The organism is Stenotrophomonas sp. STEN035, from assembly GCF_056759935.1.
This window is the reverse complement of sequence record NZ_JBRRDY010000004.1, coordinates 87,891-106,668: the sequence shown is the minus strand read 5'-3', so window position 1 is coordinate 106,668 and position 18,778 is coordinate 87,891. Positions and strand designations below refer to the sequence as shown.

The window sequence follows — 18,778 nt, the reverse complement described above, 5'->3', positions numbered from 1 at the left end:
CGAATGTCCTGCCATTTCCTTTTCCGCTCGCAAAGTGCCATACCTGTCAACCAGCTGTCGCAAGCAGCAACCTCCAGAAGAGTTTGAACACCCGGAGCGAACTGCTCAATACCACAACTCGGCACGGACGCTACCAACAACACGAACAATTAGTTGTTGAGCGAGCACTGTGCGCTTCCGGTATCGCACACGACATCTGCTCTCAAGATGTCATTTCCGCGAACAGGGGAATCGAAGGTAACGGATCGCGGCGCAGAAAAGTCACTCGTCGTCAACCCCAAAGTAGTACTCTGATCACAGGCCTTTGGGACAAACACAGGCGGAAGATTGTACTCAGCCATATCAGCTACCGCTGTACTCATATAGGCACGCGCCTCCGCCAGACAAGCAGCATTTGCCGAACGCTGGGTGTAGTTCCGGTACTGCGGAAGGGCGACAGCTGCCAGGATCGCAATGATCGCAACCACGATCATCAGCTCGATCAAACTAAAACCTCTTGCACGATATGACATATCTTTCCCCATAGTATCCACGTCAATAATTACCAGCAAGAATCGCGCCATATCTCCCTATAACGCGTAAGAAACGCCGCTATTGGTAGTCGTTACCGCGAGCCCTCAGTTGCCGGCGCCGCTCGGCGCCAGCCCCCACCTCACCCCACCTCACCTCACCCCACCTCACCTCACCCCAGCCCGACACTCATCGACCTCGAGGAGTAACCGTAGTCTCGCGCTGTCTCATTAAACCAGCTCGCTCAACAGCCTCTGCCATTTCCGGCTTTCCCGCCGCCCGCAGCTCCGCACCTAGCTGCCAAGGAAAAGGATCTCCAAACGGAGCTACCTCAACAGCTTTGATGAAATAGGGAAGAGCATGCTCCGAATCCATCAGATCATTCATGATGGCGGCCCCCAGCAGCACGAAGTTAGATGAACTAGGTCTATCTCTATCAGCCAGAATAGCAATCACTTCAAGCACTTGCTGCTTGTCCAGGGGCACGCCACGACCCGAATAATGAGTAAGAATCATCGGCGCGCGGCTATTGTCCCAACTCATCCGAACAGTACTCAGCTTAGCTCGAAAACGCCCCCAGTCCGATTGACTCACATCACCGCGCAACGTCTTCAGAACCAACAGAAGAGCGTAGCTATTGAGCGCATCAGGAGATGCCTCCACTCCGGAAGAACAAGCCTGGATCGCCTCGTCCAGAAGGTGGTTTCCCGACACAACTTCGCCACCAGCCTTGAACAGTGATGAACACAATTGCACCCAGGCCCTTGAAGACTGTGGTGCAGCCGCGGCGCTCGCCCGAGCGAGCGATAGCGTACTGCGCCAGTCATGAGCTCGCGTCATGGCCCCCGCCCCCAAAGCAATCAGCAGTGCGACAGACACAGCGACCTTTGCAACTGCCGAAAGACGCAGGCACGCCCCTGCATGGGCCAGTAAACTACCAGCAGCTAGTACCGCACCTATTAGCGCGAAATGGTTGCGATGTTCATAGGCCAGCTCAAGCCCAACAACATTGCTCGCGACAAAGTGGGCACTGAAGAATATAAAAACCCCAAATGTGAACAATGGCTGCCTGCTGCGTAATCGCCAAGCCCAAAACAACAGCGCTAAGATCAACAATATAGAAGGCAGCGTGGTCCAAGGATCCCCTACCCCCCTCGATGGCCGGACCCAGTCATAATAGAAAGGCATATGCTCAGGCAGTGGCAGCACGATCTGCCATATATACATGCAAAGCATTCTAGCCTGGGTCAGGAGACGCTCAACGGTAGAGAAATCGCGCCCAGGATACGCCTCCCAAGACCAATACTTCGGAACGACTAGGACCAAATAAGCGGAGACTCCTATCAATGCAGCAACGAAGTAGCCTCGTCGAAGTATCCTCACCAGACGCTCGTCCGCTGCACAGAAGCGCAGCACTGTCAATTCTAAAATAAACGTGTAGGCAGGTAGAAGGACCGCATCCTCCTTGCAGTTCATTGCCGCCGCCCACCAAAACACAGCAACCAGCATCCTCCGCCGCCCTTGCTGACCAAGAATCTGACACTGCCGCGCATGCAGATAGCTCTGCAGCGCTAGCACCAGAAACAACGTTCCCAACGTTTGAATGCGCTGTACCGCGTACAACACAGAAGACACCTGCAACGGATGCGCCGCCCATACAAGGGCGAGGGTAGGCGCGACCCACACCGCACTCCGATCGGGGACGCCTGAAGCCAAGAGCAAGCGCCTTAAGAAGCATGCCAGCACGCACGCGGTAATCGCATGAATCAGTACGTTGGTAGCCTTGAAAGCCCCCGGATCCGCCCCGCCTGCGCGCCAGAAATCCAACGCAAAAGTGAGTGTAGGTAGGCCGCGCATCGAACCCGACATCTGCGGCGCCGCGACAACCTCAAACAAAGCCGCAACGCTCAATCGGGAGAGATGGATATCGCTGTTATTTACAATATTTGGGAAATCATCAAAAAAAAATTCACCGGGCAACCCGGGAGTTAAAAGCAGACCTACAAGCAACGCGACGATCAGAGTTATTCCTAGAAACTTTAGATCGGCGGGAGATAAGCGCATCACTCCCTCCCTCCCGCTCCCACCACCTGCGACTTGAATCTCTCAATCTGCCGAAGCTGCCGCACCCAATCCTCCCGACCCGCCTTATCCAGCTGATTCAATACGTCATCTACTTCAGGATCATCAGGCGGCGATACAAAAACCGCTTTACGCAAGAAAGAAAGTGCTTTCTCCGGCTGCCGCGATTTATTGTGAATATAGGCGGCCATCTGCAGGTATTGATTGGAATTGAAACCACCTCGATCAACGGCAAGCTCCAGCAGCTCCAGCACTCCCTCCTCATCCAATTTCATGCCGTTTCTAGCGTTTTCGAGAATTGAAAGGACGATGCCTTTGTTCTGCACGTTCATCGGCACCTGTGGGAAACGAAAAAGCAGGGCCTCCCAATCTCGACGCGCAACATCCCCACGAATAGTCTTGTAAATCACAACATTGGAAAGCATCACTGCTGAACCGGTGAACCTGGCCCCCCGCGTATTGGTATCTATAGCTCGATCCAGCCAAAGGCTGCCTGCCTTGTACCCGCTTTGGTCCGCATAAAAGCCCCCCAACATCAACCATGCCCGCTCGGAAACCGGGGCCAGTCGCAATGTATGCGCAGCAAAAAGCAACGGATTCCCCCAAATATGGGCCCGCCATGCAGTCCCGATCCCCGCAGCTACCAACACAATCATCATCACTGAGACAGTGACCTGCATCCGCAGAGCCAACCGCTGACTGAGCGCCACGCACAGATCAGCTACCGCCAATAGCACGCCGATCAGCGGCAGGTGATTGCGGTGCTCAAAAGCAAGTTCGAGATTCAGTACATTACTGGTCATGAAATGACCCGCGAAGAAAATTAGAATGCCGAACGCAAACAATGGCCGGCGTCGCCGCCAACACCAAGCCCATATCAGCAGTACCGCAAGAAGCAGCAAAGCCAACAAGGTAGAAGCTGGCTGCAGCAGCCCGCGGGAAACGACAAAATCATCATAGAAAAACGGCAAGCGGCTCGGTAACGGCAACAGCATCTGCCCGATATACATCACTAGCACCCTTCCTTGGGTTAACAGCCGTTCGTAGCTGGAAAAATCCCGCCCAGGATAGTTACCCCATTGCCAGTAATGCGGGACTACCACCAGCGTATATATCACTACACCGGTCAACGCCAAGAGCAGATAGCCCCTGCGCCAAACTCCAGCCAAACGTTGCGAGGCGGCAGCGAAACCCAGTACTGTCAGCTCCAAAGTCAGCGTATACAGCGGCAATAGCGCTGCATCTTCCTTACTTGCAAGGCCCAAGACCCAGAAAAGCACAACGAGCACGCCGTACTGTCTGCTACGCTGCCCCTCTATCTGCGCCTGCCGCATCCCCAGGTAAGCCCACATACTCAGAACCATAAACAGGGTAACCAAAGTTTGCATGCGCTGTACCACATACAACACCGAGGAGACCTGGAGCGGATGAATAGCCCACAGTCCAGCCAACAGCAGCGCCCCCAACTCCGCGCGACGAGGCGACCAGCTGAGCAGTATCAACAGGCGACGCAGGAATAGGACTAGAACCAGCGCGGTAAATGCATGAATCAACAGATTGGTGGTTTTAAATGTCGAGGCATCCAGACCACCACGCCAGTAGTCGAGTGCAAAACTAAGCATTGATAATGGTCGTGAACCATTGCCAGGCTGAAAGCTGTAGGCAGCATGCAACAACCCACTACCATCGAGCCGCTCGATATGTAGCGCAGTATTTTGTTCGATGTTCGCGCGATCATCAAAAATAAATCCGCCGCCCACACCTGGCGTGAAGCACAAAACGGCAAGCAGCGCCCCCAGCAAAGCAAGCCAAAGATTCGCTCTTTTAAACTTTTCCACGAGAGGATACCCACCCAAAAATAGCAAGACAGAAAAACCCAACCAAGGAAATTGAAAAGCACCCCGAAGACCTTCCAAACAGTCCCGACAACGCCCAGCCTGAAACAATTGAAATATAAATTTTAGAGAATAAACGCAGAAAATTGAAAATACACCACACTAATCACCAGCACAAACCGTTACCCGACGAGATTCAATCGCTTCACAGCAACCACCTATTCGAATTAAAAGTTTTTGCCACATCAACCAAAAAAGAAACCCGGCTTACGCCGGGTCTCTTTTCAATCACCTGAAAACTCGAGATTACTTCTTCTCAAGCGAGCAGGAGCCACTACCCGGATCACACTTGGTCTTCGCGAGCAGCGCCGTATTACCCTTGGTCTGCGGGGTGAACTCCACCGGCGTCGGGCTGTTGTAATCACCGGTAGTCAGCTTCGTCTTCGACGCGCTAGCGCAAGCGGTAGGGACATAAGTGGTCGAACTGCGGCCATCGGCAATGTCAGCCACAGCGGTATTGATGAACGCCTTGGCTTCGGCCTCGCAAGCGCCATTTGACGAACGCTGGGTGTAGTTACGGTACTGCGGCAACGCGATGGCGGCCAGGATGGCGATGATCGCAACCACGATCATCAGTTCGATCAGGGTAAAGCCTTGCTGCTTCTTCATGAGTACATCCCCTAGAGGTGTGAATTGTGAACATGGTTACAGGCGAATGCCTGCCCCGCATGGGGTTACAAAGCAGGTTACGTGCCAACTGGACCAACACCCCCTACTCCCCGCGACAATGATGGCAGCATCCATGAATAAGGGAAGCCCCTCGCCCTGAAATCCTGATCGACACCTCAAGATGCCCTTCAGTGTCACATTGTGACCAATCTTTGCGCACCCGACTCCTCGCCACTTATCCACAAAGACGTGACACCGATCGTCAAAGTCTTCACTAAAGGGTGTGCCGAACGGCAATCGAACCGCTACCATGCAAACTGGTGTCCGGGCTGGGGAAGCTTGGACGGGGAGAAAAAAGTGGCCGTTACCCGCAACGCAATCAAGAACGATACGGCTGGGCGCAGCACCAGCCAGATGCTGCCGTTTGTCTGGGAGGGAACGGACAAGCGTGGCGTCAAGATGAAAGGTGAGCAGGACGCAAAGAACATCAATGTTCTAAAGGCGGAGCTACGCCGCTTAGGGATCACGCCCACGGTCGTCAAGCCCAAGTCTAAGCCGCTCTTCGGCGCTGCAGGCAAGCCCATCAAACCCAAAGATATTGCCTTCTTCAGTCGCCAGATGGCGACGATGATGCGGTCCGGCGTGCCTATCGTGACTTCGCTGGAAATCATCGGCAGCGGGCACAAGAACCCGCGCATGGCAAAGATGGTCGGCCAGATCCGAACCGACCTGGAAGGCGGCTCTTCACTCTATGAGGCAATCAGCAAGCATCCGGTGCAGTTTGATGAGCTGTACCGGAACCTGGTGCGCGCCGGTGAAGGCGCAGGCGTACTTGAAACTGTGCTTGAGACCATCGCCAACTACCAGGAAAACCTGGAGTCATTGAAGGGCAAGATCAAGAAGGCCCTGTTCTACCCGGCGATGACCATCGCCGTCGCACTGCTTGTCAGCTCAATTCTGTTGATATGGGTCGTGCCCCAGTTCGAGGAAGTATTCAAGGGCTTCGGTGCCGATCTGCCATTCTTCACCCAGATGATCGTGGCCGCCTCGCGCTTCATGGTGGGATGGTGGTGGCTGATCCTGCTTGTCGCCGCGGGCTCCGTGGCCGGCTTCATATTCGCGTACAAGCGATCGCTCCCCTTGCAGCATACGATGGACAAGCTGGTGCTCAAGGTCCCAGTCATCGGCCAGATCCTGCATAACAGCGCCATCGCCCGCTTCGCCCGCACTACCGCTGTGACCTTCAAGGCCGGTGTGCCCTTGGTCGAAGCGCTGGACATTGTTGCCGGCGCAACTGGCAGCAGCGTCTACGAGAAGGCCGTGCTGCACATGCGTGACGACGTTGCGGTCGGCTACCCGGTGAACATGGCAATGAAGCAGGTCAACCTGTTCCCGCACATGGTGGTGCAGATGACCGCCATCGGCGAAGAAGCCGGTGCGCTGGACACGATGCTGTTCAAGGTGGCCGAGTACTTCGAGCAGGAAGTGAACAATGCCGTTGACGCATTGAGCAGCCTGATCGAGCCAATGATCATGGTGTTCATCGGCGTTGTCGTAGGCGGCATGGTCATTGGCATGTACCTGCCGATCTTCAAGCTGGCCTCGATTGTTGGATAATTAGCGCATGGCATTTCTCGACCAGCATCCCGGTTTCGGCTACCCAGCCGCGGCCGGACTGGGACTGCTGATCGGCAGCTTCCTCAACGTGGTGATCCTGCGCTTGCCCAAGCGCATGGAGTGGCAGTGGAAACGCGATGCGCGCGAAATCCTGGAGCTGCCCGATATCTATGAGCCGCCGCCGCCGGGCATCGTGGTGGAGCCTTCGCACTGCCCGCATTGCAAGCACAAGCTGAGCTGGTACGAGAACATCCCACTGTTCAGCTGGCTGATCCAGCGCGGCAAGTGCCGCCATTGCCAGGCGCCCATTTCCATCCAGTACCCGATCGTGGAGCTGGTTACCAGCTTGATGGTGCTGGCCAGCGTCTGGCAGTTCGGGTTTGGTTGGCAGGGCTTTGGCGCCATCGTGCTGAGTTGCTTCCTGGTGGCACTGTCTGGCATCGATCTACGCACCCAGTTGCTACCCGACCAGCTCACCCTGCCACTGATGTGGCTGGGCTTGATCGGCAGTATGGACAACCTGTACATGCCAGCCAAGCCAGCACTGATAGGCGCGGCGGTCGGCTATCTGTCGCTATGGACGGTGTGGTGGCTGTTCAAGCAGATCACCGGCAAGGAAGGCATGGGCCACGGTGACTTCAAGCTGCTGGCAGCACTGGGGGCTTGGTGTGGGCTCAAGGGCATCCTGCCGATCATCCTGCTGTCCTCACTGGTCGGCGCCATCATCGGCTCGATCTGGCTGTATTCCCGCGGCCGCGACCGTGCGACGCCCATTCCGTTTGGCCCCTACCTGGCCATCGCCGGCTGGCTGGTCTTCATGTGGGGTGACCAGATGATAGGCGGTTACATGCGTCTGTCAGGGCTACAGCCATAAGGCAGCACAAGCGACAATGGCCCTTCAAGGGCCATTGTTGTTTTGGAGTCATTGCATGAGCAGCTTCATCGTCGGACTGACCGGCGGCATCGCATCGGGCAAGAGTGAAGTCAGCAGGCGCTTCGAAGTGCTGGGCATTACCGTGGCTGATGCGGATATCGCAGCGCGCGAGGTCGTAGCTGTCGGCAGCCCTGGACTTTCTGCGATTGCAGAGTTGTTTGGCACCGAGGTTCTGCTGGAGGACGGCAGTTTGGATCGGGCTTGGTTGCGTCAGCGTGTGTTCGCCAACCTGGAGGAGCGCCGGGCGCTGGAAGCGATTACGCATCCGGCTATTCGTGCGCGGGTGCGCGCGGTTTGTGAAGCGGCAGACAGTCCTTATGCGATTGCGGCGATTCCATTGCTGACCGAGGTTGGCGGGCGAGCCAGCTATCCGTGGCTGCAGCGCATTCTGGTGGTGGATGCCCCAGAGGACGTGCAACTTGCGCGCCTGCTCAGCCGCGACAACATCGACGCAGCCTTGGCCGAGCGCATGATCCAGGCACAGGCCAGCCGTGCGCAGCGCTTGGCGTTGGCCGACGATGTGATCGTCAATGATGGCCATCCTGACGCCCTGCAGGCACATATCGACGCGCTGAATGCATGCTATCGGGAGCTTGCCAAGGCAGGGCGGTGATTCAAGGCATCCATGGAGAGCCTCGCTCGCCCCGCGTCACTGATACTGTTCACTTCAGCAACGCCGCGTTATCGACATCCAGAGCGGTCAATGCAGCGGCCCGCTGCCTGCATGTGGGAGCGGCGTAAGCTGCGAAGCTAGCGCAGTCCAAACATCTTCCTCTGATGATGTCCTTGCTTCGTGGCTTACGCCGCTACCACAAAAACTCAACGCCAGTGGCCTGACATCGGTTTCCGGGTGACTCCAATGCTGAAGTGAACAGCATTGCGCCCCGCGCCCCAGCCCTTTCATTCGAGCAGCAGCGAACCAGCGGTTCGCCCCTCCACCAGCTGAAGAGGGGCCGACATCTCTGCAATCCCCCTGATCAGGTTTGTTCAGGCGAAAACGTCAGCGTCGCAATCACACCACGCTCCTGGCCCGGGCGGATATCCACCTGCCAGCCGTATAGCGCACAAAGTCGGCTGACGATCGACAAGCCAATCCCGCCGCCCTGCGAATGCCCTGCATGGGTGCCGCGATAGCCGCGCTGGAACAAGCTGGCAGCATCTTTCTCGCTCAAGCCAGGTCCGTTGTCGATCACTTCCACCGCGTTGCTGCCGACCCGCACCAGCACCCTGCCTTCCTGCGAATACTTGACTGCGTTGCCAATCAGATTACCCAGCGCCACTGATAGTGCCGACTCCGGCGCGTCGATCACCAGCTCGCGCGAGCCTTCCAGCGCCAGCTCCAGCGGCTTGCCACCGAGCTGGGCACGGTGCGATTCCAGCAACTGCTCGGCGACCCGGGCTACGTTGCTGCTGCCTTGTGCGCGTTCATTGCGCGACAACAGCAGCAGCGAGCCGATCAAATCACTGCATTGCTGCTCCGCGCGCTGGATGCGCTGCAGACGTTGCAGCACTTTTTCATCAAGATTGGGGCGCGCCAACAGCAGCTCGGTAGCCCCGCGAATCACTGCCAGCGGCGTACGCAGCTCATGACTCACGTCGGCATTGAACTCACGGTCGCGCTGAACAACTTCGGTCAGACGTGCCGAATAATCATCAAGCGCCTCGGCCAGCTGGCCTACCTCATCATCGGGAAAGCGCGGCGCGAGCGGTTCGGGATGGGTGTTACCACCGCGATAGGCGCGCAGGCGGGCCGCCAGGTCGGACACAGGTCGCATCACCCGTGAGGCAGACCACCAACCCAACACCCAGGAAAGCAGACTGAATACAATGACCGAGAAGAACAGCGCACGCTTGAGCTGCTGCTCGCCTCGGATACTTTCGGTCATGTCGTAAGCAAGGAAGAACCACGCATCATCCGCCTTACGAACTGCCAATCTGTAGGCAAACGGCACCCCCGTATCGTCAATGCCACTGACGTTGTGGTTGCCGTTTGGGAGCGCCGCCCATTCCGGACGCTCCTCGCGCACCCGCTCGAACTTATCCTTGGGATAAAAGTATCCTCGGATCTGCAGCACAGGGAATTCAGGATTGCGGGTCGGATCAACGTAATAACGTCGCGCGTACTCGTCGATGTTGCGATTCATCACATCTTCGACGAGCTGATTCTCCACGCGCATCCGCGCCCAGTTCGTGGCAAACGCAAACAGTGCCGTCAGGCAAAAGCCCAGCAGCACAAACGAGACGATGATACGGCTGCGCAGGCGGCGACGGTAACGCCCCCGCTTGCTAACCCGCTCAGGCAATGCAGATTCAGGCATCGGGTGCGGAGATACGGTAACCAATGCCGTGACGGGTCTGGATCATCGGCACTTCAAAGGGCTTGTCCACCACGGCGCGCAGGCCATGGATATGCACGCGCAACGAATCCGAATCCGGCAGTTCTTCACCCCAGACGCGGGTTTCCAGCTCCTGCCGGGTAACCACCGCCGGTGACGCCTCCATCAAGGCCTGCAGGATCTTCAACGCAGTCGGGTTGAGCTGCAGCAGCTTGCCCTGGCGACGCACTTCCAGCGTGTCCAGGTTGTACTCCAGATCCCCCACTTCCAGCACGCGGGTGTGCGCGCCCTTGCCGCGCCGCGACAACGCGTTGAGCCGCACTTCCACTTCCTGCAACGCGAACGGCTTGATCAGGTAGTCATCTGCACCGGAATCGAAGCCGGCCAGCTTGTTGTCCAGCGAATCGCGTGCGGTAAGCATCAACACCGGCGTCTGCTTGCGCGCATCGTTGCGCAGCTTACGGCAGACCTCGATGCCATCCATGCCCGGCAGGTTGAGATCCAGCACGATCGCGTCGAACTCATGCACGACCGCCAGGTGCAGGCCGGTCACGCCATCGGCAGCGAAGTCGACCGTATGCCCACGATCTTCAAGATAGTCACCAAGGTTGGCGGCGATGTCGCTGTTGTCTTCGATTACAAGAATGCGCACGTGTGCGGTTACCTTCGTATTTGAAAATAGCAAGCGGGCCTGGCCCGTTCGCAAATAATTACACCACAGGCCTTGTTAATACCGCCCTATCGGCAGAGTTAGCAAGAGGCGCCATGCATCATTCATTGCGTTTGATGAGCTTTCCATCTTGCGCTCGGCGAAGATTTTGCTCCGACTCCCGTCGCATGCGATTACGTTCTGCAACGGTAAGACATTGCGTAGTTGACATGTTTGAGCCGACCATCTTTTCCCGCCTACAGACCAAACGGCTCTCTTCGCGAGCCTTGGTCAATATCCCGTTGACCAACTCCTGATCGTTGAACACTGCAACTCTCTTCTCCGGCGGCAACGCATCAGCCGCGCCATCACCTATCACCTGCGACATACGCTCCAACGCTTCCATCACACGACCGCGATCAGCCAACGATATTTCGCTGTACACATCACCTTGCAGGTCTGCCCGCACCTTCTGCTGCTGTACCTGGAACGGAATGGATGCTTGCAGAGGCCGGTCAGCCGGCTTTGCCGTAGCAGCGAAGGGGGCCAAGAGCACAAGCAACAGCAGACTACGCACCATAGCAAACCCTCTCCTTAGGAATTGGCTCACTCTAGCGCTGTGCGGGGATCACAACAACAGGGGAAACCCAGACAAAAACAAGGCCCTGACGAAAACCGCCAGGGCCTTAAAAATTCCCGATCACCGGACCCACTGAGGAGGGCTGGGTACAGTGGAAACAGGCTAGGGCCAGCCGGATTAAAGGCTTGTTAAAACCATGCAAAGAAATCGCATCCCGGCTTCAGCGCTTGAGGCTGGTCACGTATTCGATCATGCGCCCGGCGATATCGTCCCCTGAGACCCCCTCGATCCCCTCCAGCCCCGGGGTGGAATTGACCTCCAGCACCAAAGGCCCACGCTTGGAGCGGATCAGGTCGACACCGGCGATGCCAAGCCCCAGCGCCTTGGCCGAGCGGATCGCCACCTGCTGCTCGGCCTTGCTGCACACCACCCGTTCGGCAACGCCGCCGGCGTGAAGATTGGAGCGGAAGTCCCCTTCCTGCGCCTGCCTGCGCATGGTCGCCACCACCTGATCGCCCACCACCAGACAGCGCAGATCCGCGCCCTGGGCCTCGGCGATGAACTCCTGCACCAGGAAGTTGGCGTACAACCCACGCAGGGCCTCGACGGTGCCCTTGGAGGCACTGAGCTTCTCGGTGAGGATCACTCCCCTGCCCTGCGTGCCCTCGCTCAGCTTCACCACATGCGGCGGGGGCCCCAGCATCGACAGCAGGTCGTCGGTATCGTCGGGATTGTCGCCGAACACGGTAACCGGCATGTCGATGCCCTTGGCCGCCAGCAGCTGGTGTGCACGCAGCTTGTCGCGCGCGCGCAGGATCGCATCGGACGGATTTGGGGTACGTGCTCCCATCATTTCGAACTGGCGTAGCACCGCCGTGCCGTAGCGGGTGATCGAGGCACCGATACGCGGGATCACCGCGTCTATCCCGGTCAGCGCCTTGCCCTTGTAGTGCATGCCGAAGCCACTGGAGGTAATGCGCATATAGCAGCGCAGCGGGTCAAGAATGCGCACGGTATGGCCACGTGTGCGCGCAGCCTCGACCAGTCGACGGGTCGAGTAGAGCTTGGTGTTACGGGAAAGAATGGCCAGTTTCATCGCGGCGGGAGTGGTCGGTAGGCGCGCAGCATATCGCGGCACTACCGTATCCGGATGATCTGAATCATGGAGTTCGTGCCGGCCGTTATGGCCGTGTGAGCCGGCCTGCTGCCGTACCCCGATCAAACCCATCATCTGCCTGGATCTGGACCTGGAGCGGGCGAAGGGAATCGAACCCTCGTCAGTAGCTTGGGAAGCTACGGCTCTACCATTGAGCTACGCCCGCTTTGGCGAGGGTGAAGTCTATGCGTGACGCTGGGACAAAGCAACGGCCGGCGCCGAGTACTCCGCGCAGCGGGAAACGGCAGCTGAGCACAGTTTTTGCAGCCAGACCCGGCCGTTGGACGACCGTGTAAGTAACTGTTATGCAAACACTTGATGCATCCCGCCGTGCAAACAAAAGAGGCGATGCCGCAAATGCGGCACCGCCTCCCACACACAACGTGGTAATCCGTTCCTACTACAGGAACTTAGAAGCTGCCGCCAAAGCTGGCGAACACCGTCGCATCACGCGCGGACTTCTGCATCGTGGTGGTGCTCAGGCCGATATTGCTTTCCAGACCGAACAGGTTCAAACGTGCACCGAGCACTGCGGTGGCGTAATTGCGATCGAACTCCAATCCCGGCACCTTGTACATGCCGACGTCAGCCATGGTCTGCAACCAGGCGCCGGCCTGCTTGCCGTCTTCGAACTCATGGTCGTAGGTGACCTGCACATACGGCTTCACGTTGCCGCCATCGAAGCGGGCCTGCCAGCCTATGCGGCCGACAGTCGAATCCAGGTCCTGGTCGCCATAGCCAAACGCGGTGGCGCTGGTATTGCTTTCAACGTAACCGTCCAGTTTTACCTTCTGCCAGACCACAGCCGCCACCGGACCGTGACGGAAGCCACCCGCCTGGCCGAACTCGTAGCCTGCGTTGATCGCTGCGGTCAGGTTGCTGCCATCCGGCGAGCCCTTGTGCTCACGGGTAGCCGGGCCGAGCTGCACCTTGCGGGTAACGTCGTAGCCCAGCCAGCTGTAGCTCACCTGGCCATTGACCCAGGCGCGCTCGCCGTACCAGCCTGCGAACAGGCCCAAGGTGGTGTCGTCCTGGGTGAAGTCACCCTTGCTGTTGCCGAAATCGGCGCTCATGCGGCCATAACCAGCGAAGCCGCCCAGCACCATGCCATCACGCGCCCAATCGACGCCGAACAGGCCCGCAGGCGCCATGCCGTCATATAGATCGGCATGGTCGTAGCGCTGCATGTCACCACGCACGTTGCCCCACCAGCTCAGGCCATCGGCCGGACGCGAACCCAGATGTGCGCCAACCTGATCGGCACGTGCACGACCAGTGGTCTGCGCCGAATGGCTCAGGATCTGCTGCAGCCGCGGTGCTTCCAGCACCGAGATGGCGTACTGGCCGAGGATCTGATGGGCCGCCGTGGTCGGATGCACACCATCAGCAAACACGTAAGTGTTGTTGGCATTCGGCGCAACCAAGGTCAGCGGCGAGCAGGTCAACGACGAGGCCGAGGTGCAGGCCATATTGCTGACGTTGGTGAAACCGTAGGCACCCGGGTTGGCGACGATTTCCTGCAGGATGGTGAAGGTGTCCACCGGAATCACCTGCAGGCCGGCCTGTTTCAGGCCACCAAACAAGGCGTTGTTGTAGGTCTTGGCCAGCGCGGTACCCTGCGCCATGCCAACCGCACCACCAGCGCGTGAGGCCGGGGTCAAACCGATATCCGGCAGGGTCGGGACCATTACGTATTGGGCACCGGCGCCCTTCAGCGTGCCGACAATGCCGATCTGGTCAGTCACCGCCGCGCCGATGATGGCCTGCGCCTGCGCTGGCGCCGCCTGCACCGCAAACAGATCGTTCGCACCGCCCCACACCGTGTACAGCGCGTTGGCATCAGCCTTGCCGCCGTTGGCTGCCAGATACTTGGTCAGCTGGGTTTTCATCGACGGTGTTGCACCCAATGCACCCACCGTGTCCACACCCACGCGTGCACCGCCAACAGCGTAGTTGTCGCCGGTCTGGCCGTTGCCGTTGGGGCTGGCATTGGTACCGTACTGGTCAGCGATATAGTCCGCCCACACCCAGCCCGGGTTGGTGGTAAAGCGACCCACCAACGAGGCATTCGGATCCAGCTTCACCAGCACAGGACGGAAATAACCGGTATCGGTCAGGCTGTCACCGAAGAACACCGTCTTGGAGTACGGCGACTGCGCCATGGCCGGCACTGCGGCCAAGGCAATGGCGACAGCCACGGCAGCACGCAGCGGGCGAAGGGAAAGAGACATGTTGAACTCCTGGGTGGGGGAAAGCGGACAGACATACGCCGCCGCACGTTGTTATGTTTTCATTACTGCGCAAGACACACACGCTGCGCCGCCGCAAACTGTCTGGCGGCTGGGCTTTTGTGGCCGCGCTGGCGAGAATGGCGGCATGAACATCCATCTGAATGGCGAACCCCGCCAGCTGCAGCCCACCGTAACCCTGATAGACCTGCTGGCCGCCGAAGGGCTGGCCGAACGCCGCGTGGCGGTCGAGGTCAACGGCGACATCATCCCGCGCAGCCAACATGCGAGCCACCAGTTGCAGGACGGCGACGTGGTGGAAATCGTGCACGCACTGGGCGGTGGCTGACGAGCACCGGTAGTGCCGAGCCATGCTCGGCAGGGGCTTCCCCAGCGATGCACGTAGGAGCGGCGTAAGCCGCGAAGCTGACAATCCACAAAGGGCACAAAAGCCAACCCCTCCCCAGCCCCCCCCCTTGCCTGCGGCAAAGGGAGGGAGCAACAGCAGCCAGCTGCCGGCTCCACCTGTAGAGCGCAACCATGCTGCGCTGGGGCATTACCGGTGACGCCCTTTGCCGAGCATGGCCCGGCACTACATTATGGAAAGCCCTTGCCGAGCATGGCTCGGCACTACAGGTCGGCGGGATGGGTGATAATTCGGGCATGAATGCAAATGTCCCCAACGATTCGCTGGTCATCGCCGGCAAAACCTATTCATCCCGACTGCTGACCGGCACCGGCAAGTTCAAGGATCTGGAAGAAACCCGCCTGGCTACCGAAGCCGCTGGCGCCCAGATCGTCACAGTGGCCATCCGCCGCACCAACATCGGCCAGAACCCGGGCGAGCCCAACCTGCTCGACGTGCTGCCGCCGGACCGCTACGCGATCCTGCCCAATACCGCCGGCTGCTATACCGCCGAAGACGCGGTGCGCACCTGCCGCCTGGCCCGTGAGCTGCTGGACGGCCACAACCTGACCAAGCTCGAAGTGCTGGGCGACCAGAAAACCCTGTACCCGGATGTGATGGCTACCCTCAAGGCCGCCGAACAGCTGGTCAAGGACGGCTTCGACGTCATGGTCTACACCTCCGATGACCCGATCCTGGCCAAGCGCCTGGAGGATATCGGCTGCGCCGCGGTGATGCCGCTGGCCGCGCCAATTGGTTCGGGGCTTGGCATCCAGAACAAGTACAACCTGATCGAGATCATCGAGAACGCCAAGGTGCCGATCATCGTCGATGCCGGCGTCGGCACCGCTTCGGACGCAGCCATCGCGATGGAACTGGGCTGCGACGGCGTGTTGATGAACACCGCCATTGCCGGCGCCCGCAACCCGGTGTTGATGGCCAGTGCCATGCGCAAGGCCGTGGAAGCCGGCCGCGAGGCCTTCCTCGCTGGCCGCATCCCGCGCAAGCGCTATGCCAGCGCCTCCTCCCCCGTTGATGGGCTGATCGGCTGATGACCAATCCTTTTGACAGCGCGGGCTCCAAGGCACCGCCCAAGCCCTTCACCGTGACCGAAGGCCGCCGCGAAATCCGCAGTTTCGTGCTGCGCCAGGGCCGCTTCACCCCGGCCCAGCAGCGCGCCTTCGACGACCGCTGGCCGCGCTTCGGCATCGACTTCAATGGCGAGCCGCGCGACCTGGACGCCACCTTTGGCCGCAATGCGCCCAAGGTGATGGAGATTGGCTTCGGCAACGGCGCCGCGCTGCGCTACGCCGCCCAGTTCGACACCTCCAAGGATTACATCGGCATCGAGGTGCACGCACCGGGCGTAGGCCGCCTGCTTAATGCGCTGGCCGATGACAATGCCGACAACGTCAAGCTCTACCACCATGACGCCGTGGAAGTGCTGGAGAAGGAAATCGCCGACGGCGCGCTGGACGAGATCCGCATCTACTTCCCCGATCCCTGGCACAAGAAGCGCCACAACAAGCGCCGTCTGGTGCAGCCGGGCTTCGCCGAGTTGCTGGTGCGCAAGCTGCGCGTTGGCGGCCGTCTGCATTGCGCCACCGACTGGGAAGACTATGCCGAGCAGATGTGGGACGTGCTCGACGCCACACCTGGTCTGGTCAACCGTGCCGGCCCGCGTGGCGCGGTACCGCGTCCGGACTGGCGTCCGCAGACCCACTTCGAGACCCGCGGGCAGAAACTCGGCCATGGTGTCTGGGATCTGTTGTATGACAAGCCCGGCACGACGGACGCCGGCTGAGCGATGAGGGCGCAATGACAGCTGCACGCCTCCATGAGACAACCATCAACGCTGCCAGCGCAGCGTTGATGGCAGAGTGCACTGTCATTTCGTTCCAACTCTTCTCCTTGAAGTCAATGCCCTGATGGATACCGCGCTGACGCTCACCACCGATATGAAGCTCGTACTCGGGCTGGTGGGCTTCACGATGGCGATGTTCCTGTTCGAGCGCATCCGCGCCGACGTGGTGGCGCTGGTGGTGATGGTGGTGCTGGGCGTCACCGGCCTGATTGCCCCGGAAGAAATCTTCGGCGGCTTCTCCGGTAACGCGGTGATGAGCATCATCGCCACCACCATTCTCGGCGCCGGCCTGGACCGTACCGGCGCGCTGAACCGGCTCGCTGGTTGGTTGCTGCGGCGTTCGCATGGGCTGGAACAACGACTGTTGCTGCTGACCAGTGCAACCGCCGGCTTGAACTCCTCGTTCATGCAGAACCCGTCGGTGATGGCCCTGTACCTGCCAGTGGCCTCGCGTCTGGCTTCGCGTACCGCACTCACGTTGAAGCGCCAGCTGCTGCCGATTTCCGCAGCCATCGTGATGGGCGGGGCGCTGACCATGGTCGGCAACTCGCCGCTGATCCTGCTCAACGACTTGTTGATGTCGGCCAACAACAACCTGCCCTCAGGCACCGCCACCATCGAACCGCTGCGCATGTTCGCGCCGCTGCCGATTGGTGTCGCCCTGCTGATCGCCTCGCTGCTCTACTTCCGCTTCTATGGCAGCCGCAAACTGCAGGAAGAAGAAACCGAAAGCGAAGACGGCCAGGCCCCTGCGCGCACCGAGAGCTATTTCGCCAAGGCCTACGGCATTGAAGGCGATGTCTTCGAACTGCTGGTCACCGCCGAAAGCCCGCTGGTCGGGATGACCGTGGGCGAGGCCGAGAACCTGTTCGATGCCCCCTTGTTCCTTGCGCTGAAAACCGGCGATGACACGCGCCTGTCGCCACCGGCCGACATGCGCATCTGGGTGGGTAGTGCGCTGGGCGTAATGGGCCCGCGCCAGCAGGTATCCGATTTCGCACAGAACCAGTTCCTGCGTCTGTCCTCAAGGCTGAAGCAACTGGGCGACCTGTTCAACCCGGCCCGCGCTGGCATCTCCGAGGCAGTCATTCCGCCCACCTCGAAGATCATCGGCAAGACCGCTGGCGAGCTGCGCCTGCGCAAGGAACGCGGCATCAGCCTGCTGGCGATCAACCGCGACAAGCAGGTAATCCGAGAGGACGTGCGCAATACCCCGCTGCGTGCCGGCGACATGCTGGTCTTCCACAGCATCTGGCAGGACCTGGCCACCGCAGCTGAGAGCCGCGACTTCGTGGTGGTCACCGACTACCCCAAGGGCGAGCAGCGCCCGCACAAATTCAAGATCGCCATGGCGATCTTCGCGCTGACCATCATCATCGCGCTCACCTCGCACCTGCCGGTGGCCTTGACCCTGCTCACCGGCGTGGCCGGCATGCTGCTGACCGGCGTGTTGCGCATGGACGAGGCCTATGCGGCGATCAACTGGAAAACCATCTTCATGATGGCCGGCCTGATCCCGCTGGGCTGGGCGATGGACAGCAGTGGCGCGGCGGCCTGGATCGCCGGTCACACCATCGACAAGCTGCCCGCAGGCATTCCCGTGTGGGCGCTGGAGATCGCCTTGGCGTTGTTGACCACCGCATTCTCGCTGGTGATCAGCCATGTTGGCGCGACCATCGTAATGGTGCCGATTGCAGTCAACCTGGCGCTGGCTGCGGGCGGCAATCCCACCGCGTTCGCGTTGATCGTGGCCTTGTCGGCGTCCAACAACCTGATGACCGCGTCCAACCCGGTGATCTCGATGGCAATGGGCCCGGCAAAATACACCCCGCGAGAAATGTGGCGGGTCGGTGGACCTCTGTCACTGCTGTACACCGTGATCGTGGTGATCATGATCAACATCATGTTCTGA

16 protein-coding genes and 1 tRNA gene are annotated in these 18,778 nt (G+C 59.5%); 7 read left to right on the top strand and 10 right to left on the bottom strand.

The genetic code is table 11. The features are described from left to right. Positions 1–149: 149 nt before the first annotated feature. The 4 genes from ACVOLL_RS03470 to ACVOLL_RS03455 all read right to left on the bottom strand — a co-directional run bounded on the left by ACVOLL_RS03470 (position 150) and on the right by ACVOLL_RS03455 (position 5,096). Positions 150–512 (bottom strand): prepilin-type N-terminal cleavage/methylation domain-containing protein, encoded by a 363-nt coding sequence (locus ACVOLL_RS03470; protein ID WP_481511661.1) that lies wholly within the window; start codon positions 510–512, stop codon positions 150–152. A 187-nt stretch (positions 513–699) separates the two neighbouring features. After that, positions 700–2,574: a hypothetical protein gene (locus ACVOLL_RS03465; protein ID WP_481511596.1), complete on the bottom strand. Its 1,875-nt coding sequence runs from the start codon at positions 2,572–2,574 to the stop codon at positions 700–702. Next, entirely contained in the window at positions 2,574–4,430 is a 1,857-nt protein-coding gene (locus ACVOLL_RS03460) for a hypothetical protein (protein WP_481511595.1), read from the bottom strand. Before ACVOLL_RS03460 ends, ACVOLL_RS03465 begins: the two co-directional genes overlap by 1 nt. Positions 4,431–4,733: 303 nt before the next feature. After that, entirely contained in the window at positions 4,734–5,096 is a 363-nt protein-coding gene (locus ACVOLL_RS03455; RefSeq protein ID WP_481511594.1) for a prepilin-type N-terminal cleavage/methylation domain-containing protein, read from the bottom strand. 357 nt (positions 5,097–5,453) lie between these two features. On the opposite strand from ACVOLL_RS03455, the gene ACVOLL_RS03450 reads away from it, so the two are divergent. From ACVOLL_RS03450 to coaE, 3 genes are read left to right on the top strand one after another with little or no spacing between them, the layout of a single operon-like run. Then, positions 5,454–6,713 (top strand): type II secretion system F family protein, encoded by a 1,260-nt coding sequence (locus tag ACVOLL_RS03450; RefSeq protein WP_481511660.1) that lies wholly within the window; start codon positions 5,454–5,456, stop codon positions 6,711–6,713. A 7-nt stretch (positions 6,714–6,720) separates the two neighbouring features. Then, positions 6,721–7,587, top strand: coding sequence for a prepilin peptidase (locus ACVOLL_RS03445; RefSeq protein WP_481511593.1), 867 nt, complete (start codon positions 6,721–6,723; stop codon positions 7,585–7,587). A 55-nt stretch (positions 7,588–7,642) separates the two neighbouring features. After that, positions 7,643–8,260, top strand: coding sequence for a dephospho-CoA kinase (gene coaE, locus ACVOLL_RS03440; RefSeq protein WP_481511592.1), 618 nt, complete (start codon positions 7,643–7,645; stop codon positions 8,258–8,260). Between the two features lie 364 nt (positions 8,261–8,624). On the opposite strand, the gene ACVOLL_RS03435 is transcribed toward coaE, so the two are convergent. From ACVOLL_RS03435 to ACVOLL_RS03410, 6 genes are all read right to left on the bottom strand, one after another. Beyond that, complete coding sequence (locus ACVOLL_RS03435; RefSeq protein ID WP_481511591.1) at positions 8,625–9,965, bottom strand: sensor histidine kinase; 1,341 nt, start codon at positions 9,963–9,965, stop codon at positions 8,625–8,627. Next, positions 9,958–10,635, bottom strand: coding sequence for a response regulator transcription factor (locus ACVOLL_RS03430; RefSeq protein WP_057629745.1), 678 nt, complete (start codon positions 10,633–10,635; stop codon positions 9,958–9,960). The genes ACVOLL_RS03435 and ACVOLL_RS03430 overlap by 8 nt, the downstream gene beginning before the upstream one ends. A 118-nt stretch (positions 10,636–10,753) precedes the next feature. After that, positions 10,754–11,212 (bottom strand): hypothetical protein, encoded by a 459-nt coding sequence (locus ACVOLL_RS03425; RefSeq protein WP_481511590.1) that lies wholly within the window; start codon positions 11,210–11,212, stop codon positions 10,754–10,756. 220 nt (positions 11,213–11,432) lie between these two features. Next, complete coding sequence (gene rimK, locus ACVOLL_RS03420) at positions 11,433–12,308, bottom strand: 30S ribosomal protein S6--L-glutamate ligase (RefSeq protein ID WP_481509140.1); 876 nt, start codon at positions 12,306–12,308, stop codon at positions 11,433–11,435. 152 nt (positions 12,309–12,460) lie between these two features. Then, a tRNA-Gly gene (locus ACVOLL_RS03415) sits at positions 12,461–12,534 on the bottom strand. A 244-nt stretch (positions 12,535–12,778) separates the two neighbouring features. Beyond that, positions 12,779–14,566 carry an autotransporter domain-containing protein gene (locus tag ACVOLL_RS03410; protein ID WP_481511659.1) on the bottom strand — a complete coding sequence of 596 codons (1,788 nt, stop codon included), beginning with the start codon at positions 14,564–14,566 and terminating at the stop codon, positions 12,779–12,781. A gap of 178 nt (positions 14,567–14,744) precedes the next feature. Between ACVOLL_RS03410 and thiS the strand changes: the two genes are divergently transcribed. The 4 genes from thiS (at position 14,745) to ACVOLL_RS03390 (ending at position 18,778) form a co-directional block, all read left to right on the top strand. Beyond that, positions 14,745–14,945: a sulfur carrier protein ThiS gene (thiS, locus tag ACVOLL_RS03405; protein WP_481511589.1), complete on the top strand. Its 201-nt coding sequence runs from the start codon at positions 14,745–14,747 to the stop codon at positions 14,943–14,945. Positions 14,946–15,259: 314 nt separating this feature from the next. After that, complete coding sequence (locus ACVOLL_RS03400; RefSeq protein WP_481511588.1) at positions 15,260–16,054, top strand: thiazole synthase; 795 nt, start codon at positions 15,260–15,262, stop codon at positions 16,052–16,054. Beyond that, positions 16,054–16,806 (top strand): tRNA (guanosine(46)-N7)-methyltransferase TrmB, encoded by a 753-nt coding sequence (gene trmB / locus ACVOLL_RS03395; protein ID WP_481511587.1) that lies wholly within the window; start codon positions 16,054–16,056, stop codon positions 16,804–16,806. The genes ACVOLL_RS03400 and trmB overlap by 1 nt, the downstream gene beginning before the upstream one ends. Before the next feature lie 124 nt (positions 16,807–16,930). Further along, positions 16,931–18,778, top strand: a complete 1,848-nt coding sequence (locus ACVOLL_RS03390) for an SLC13 family permease (protein WP_481511586.1) — start codon at positions 16,931–16,933, stop codon at positions 18,776–18,778.

What these genes read in the sequence shown, in the direction of transcription:
- ACVOLL_RS03470 (WP_481511661.1), bottom strand. Translation starts at nt 512, where the DNA reads ATGTCATATCGTGCAAGAGGTTTTAGTTTGATCGAGCTGATGATCGTG.
- ACVOLL_RS03465 (WP_481511596.1), bottom strand. Translation starts at nt 2,574, where the DNA reads ATGCGCTTATCTCCCGCCGATCTAAAGTTTCTAGGAATAACTCTGATC.
- ACVOLL_RS03455 (WP_481511594.1), bottom strand. Translation starts at nt 5,096, where the DNA reads ATGAAGAAGCAGCAAGGCTTTACCCTGATCGAACTGATGATCGTGGTT.
- ACVOLL_RS03445 (WP_481511593.1), top strand. Translation starts at nt 6,721, where the DNA reads ATGGCATTTCTCGACCAGCATCCCGGTTTCGGCTACCCAGCCGCGGCC.
- coaE (WP_481511592.1), top strand. Translation starts at nt 7,643, where the DNA reads ATGAGCAGCTTCATCGTCGGACTGACCGGCGGCATCGCATCGGGCAAG.
- ACVOLL_RS03435 (WP_481511591.1), bottom strand. Translation starts at nt 9,965, where the DNA reads ATGCCTGAATCTGCATTGCCTGAGCGGGTTAGCAAGCGGGGGCGTTAC.
- ACVOLL_RS03425 (WP_481511590.1), bottom strand. Translation starts at nt 11,212, where the DNA reads ATGGTGCGTAGTCTGCTGTTGCTTGTGCTCTTGGCCCCCTTCGCTGCT.
- rimK (WP_481509140.1), bottom strand. Translation starts at nt 12,308, where the DNA reads ATGAAACTGGCCATTCTTTCCCGTAACACCAAGCTCTACTCGACCCGT.
- thiS (WP_481511589.1), top strand. Translation starts at nt 14,745, where the DNA reads ATGAACATCCATCTGAATGGCGAACCCCGCCAGCTGCAGCCCACCGTA.
- ACVOLL_RS03400 (WP_481511588.1), top strand. Translation starts at nt 15,260, where the DNA reads ATGAATGCAAATGTCCCCAACGATTCGCTGGTCATCGCCGGCAAAACC.
- trmB (WP_481511587.1), top strand. Translation starts at nt 16,054, where the DNA reads ATGACCAATCCTTTTGACAGCGCGGGCTCCAAGGCACCGCCCAAGCCC.
- ACVOLL_RS03390 (WP_481511586.1), top strand. Translation starts at nt 16,931, where the DNA reads ATGGATACCGCGCTGACGCTCACCACCGATATGAAGCTCGTACTCGGG.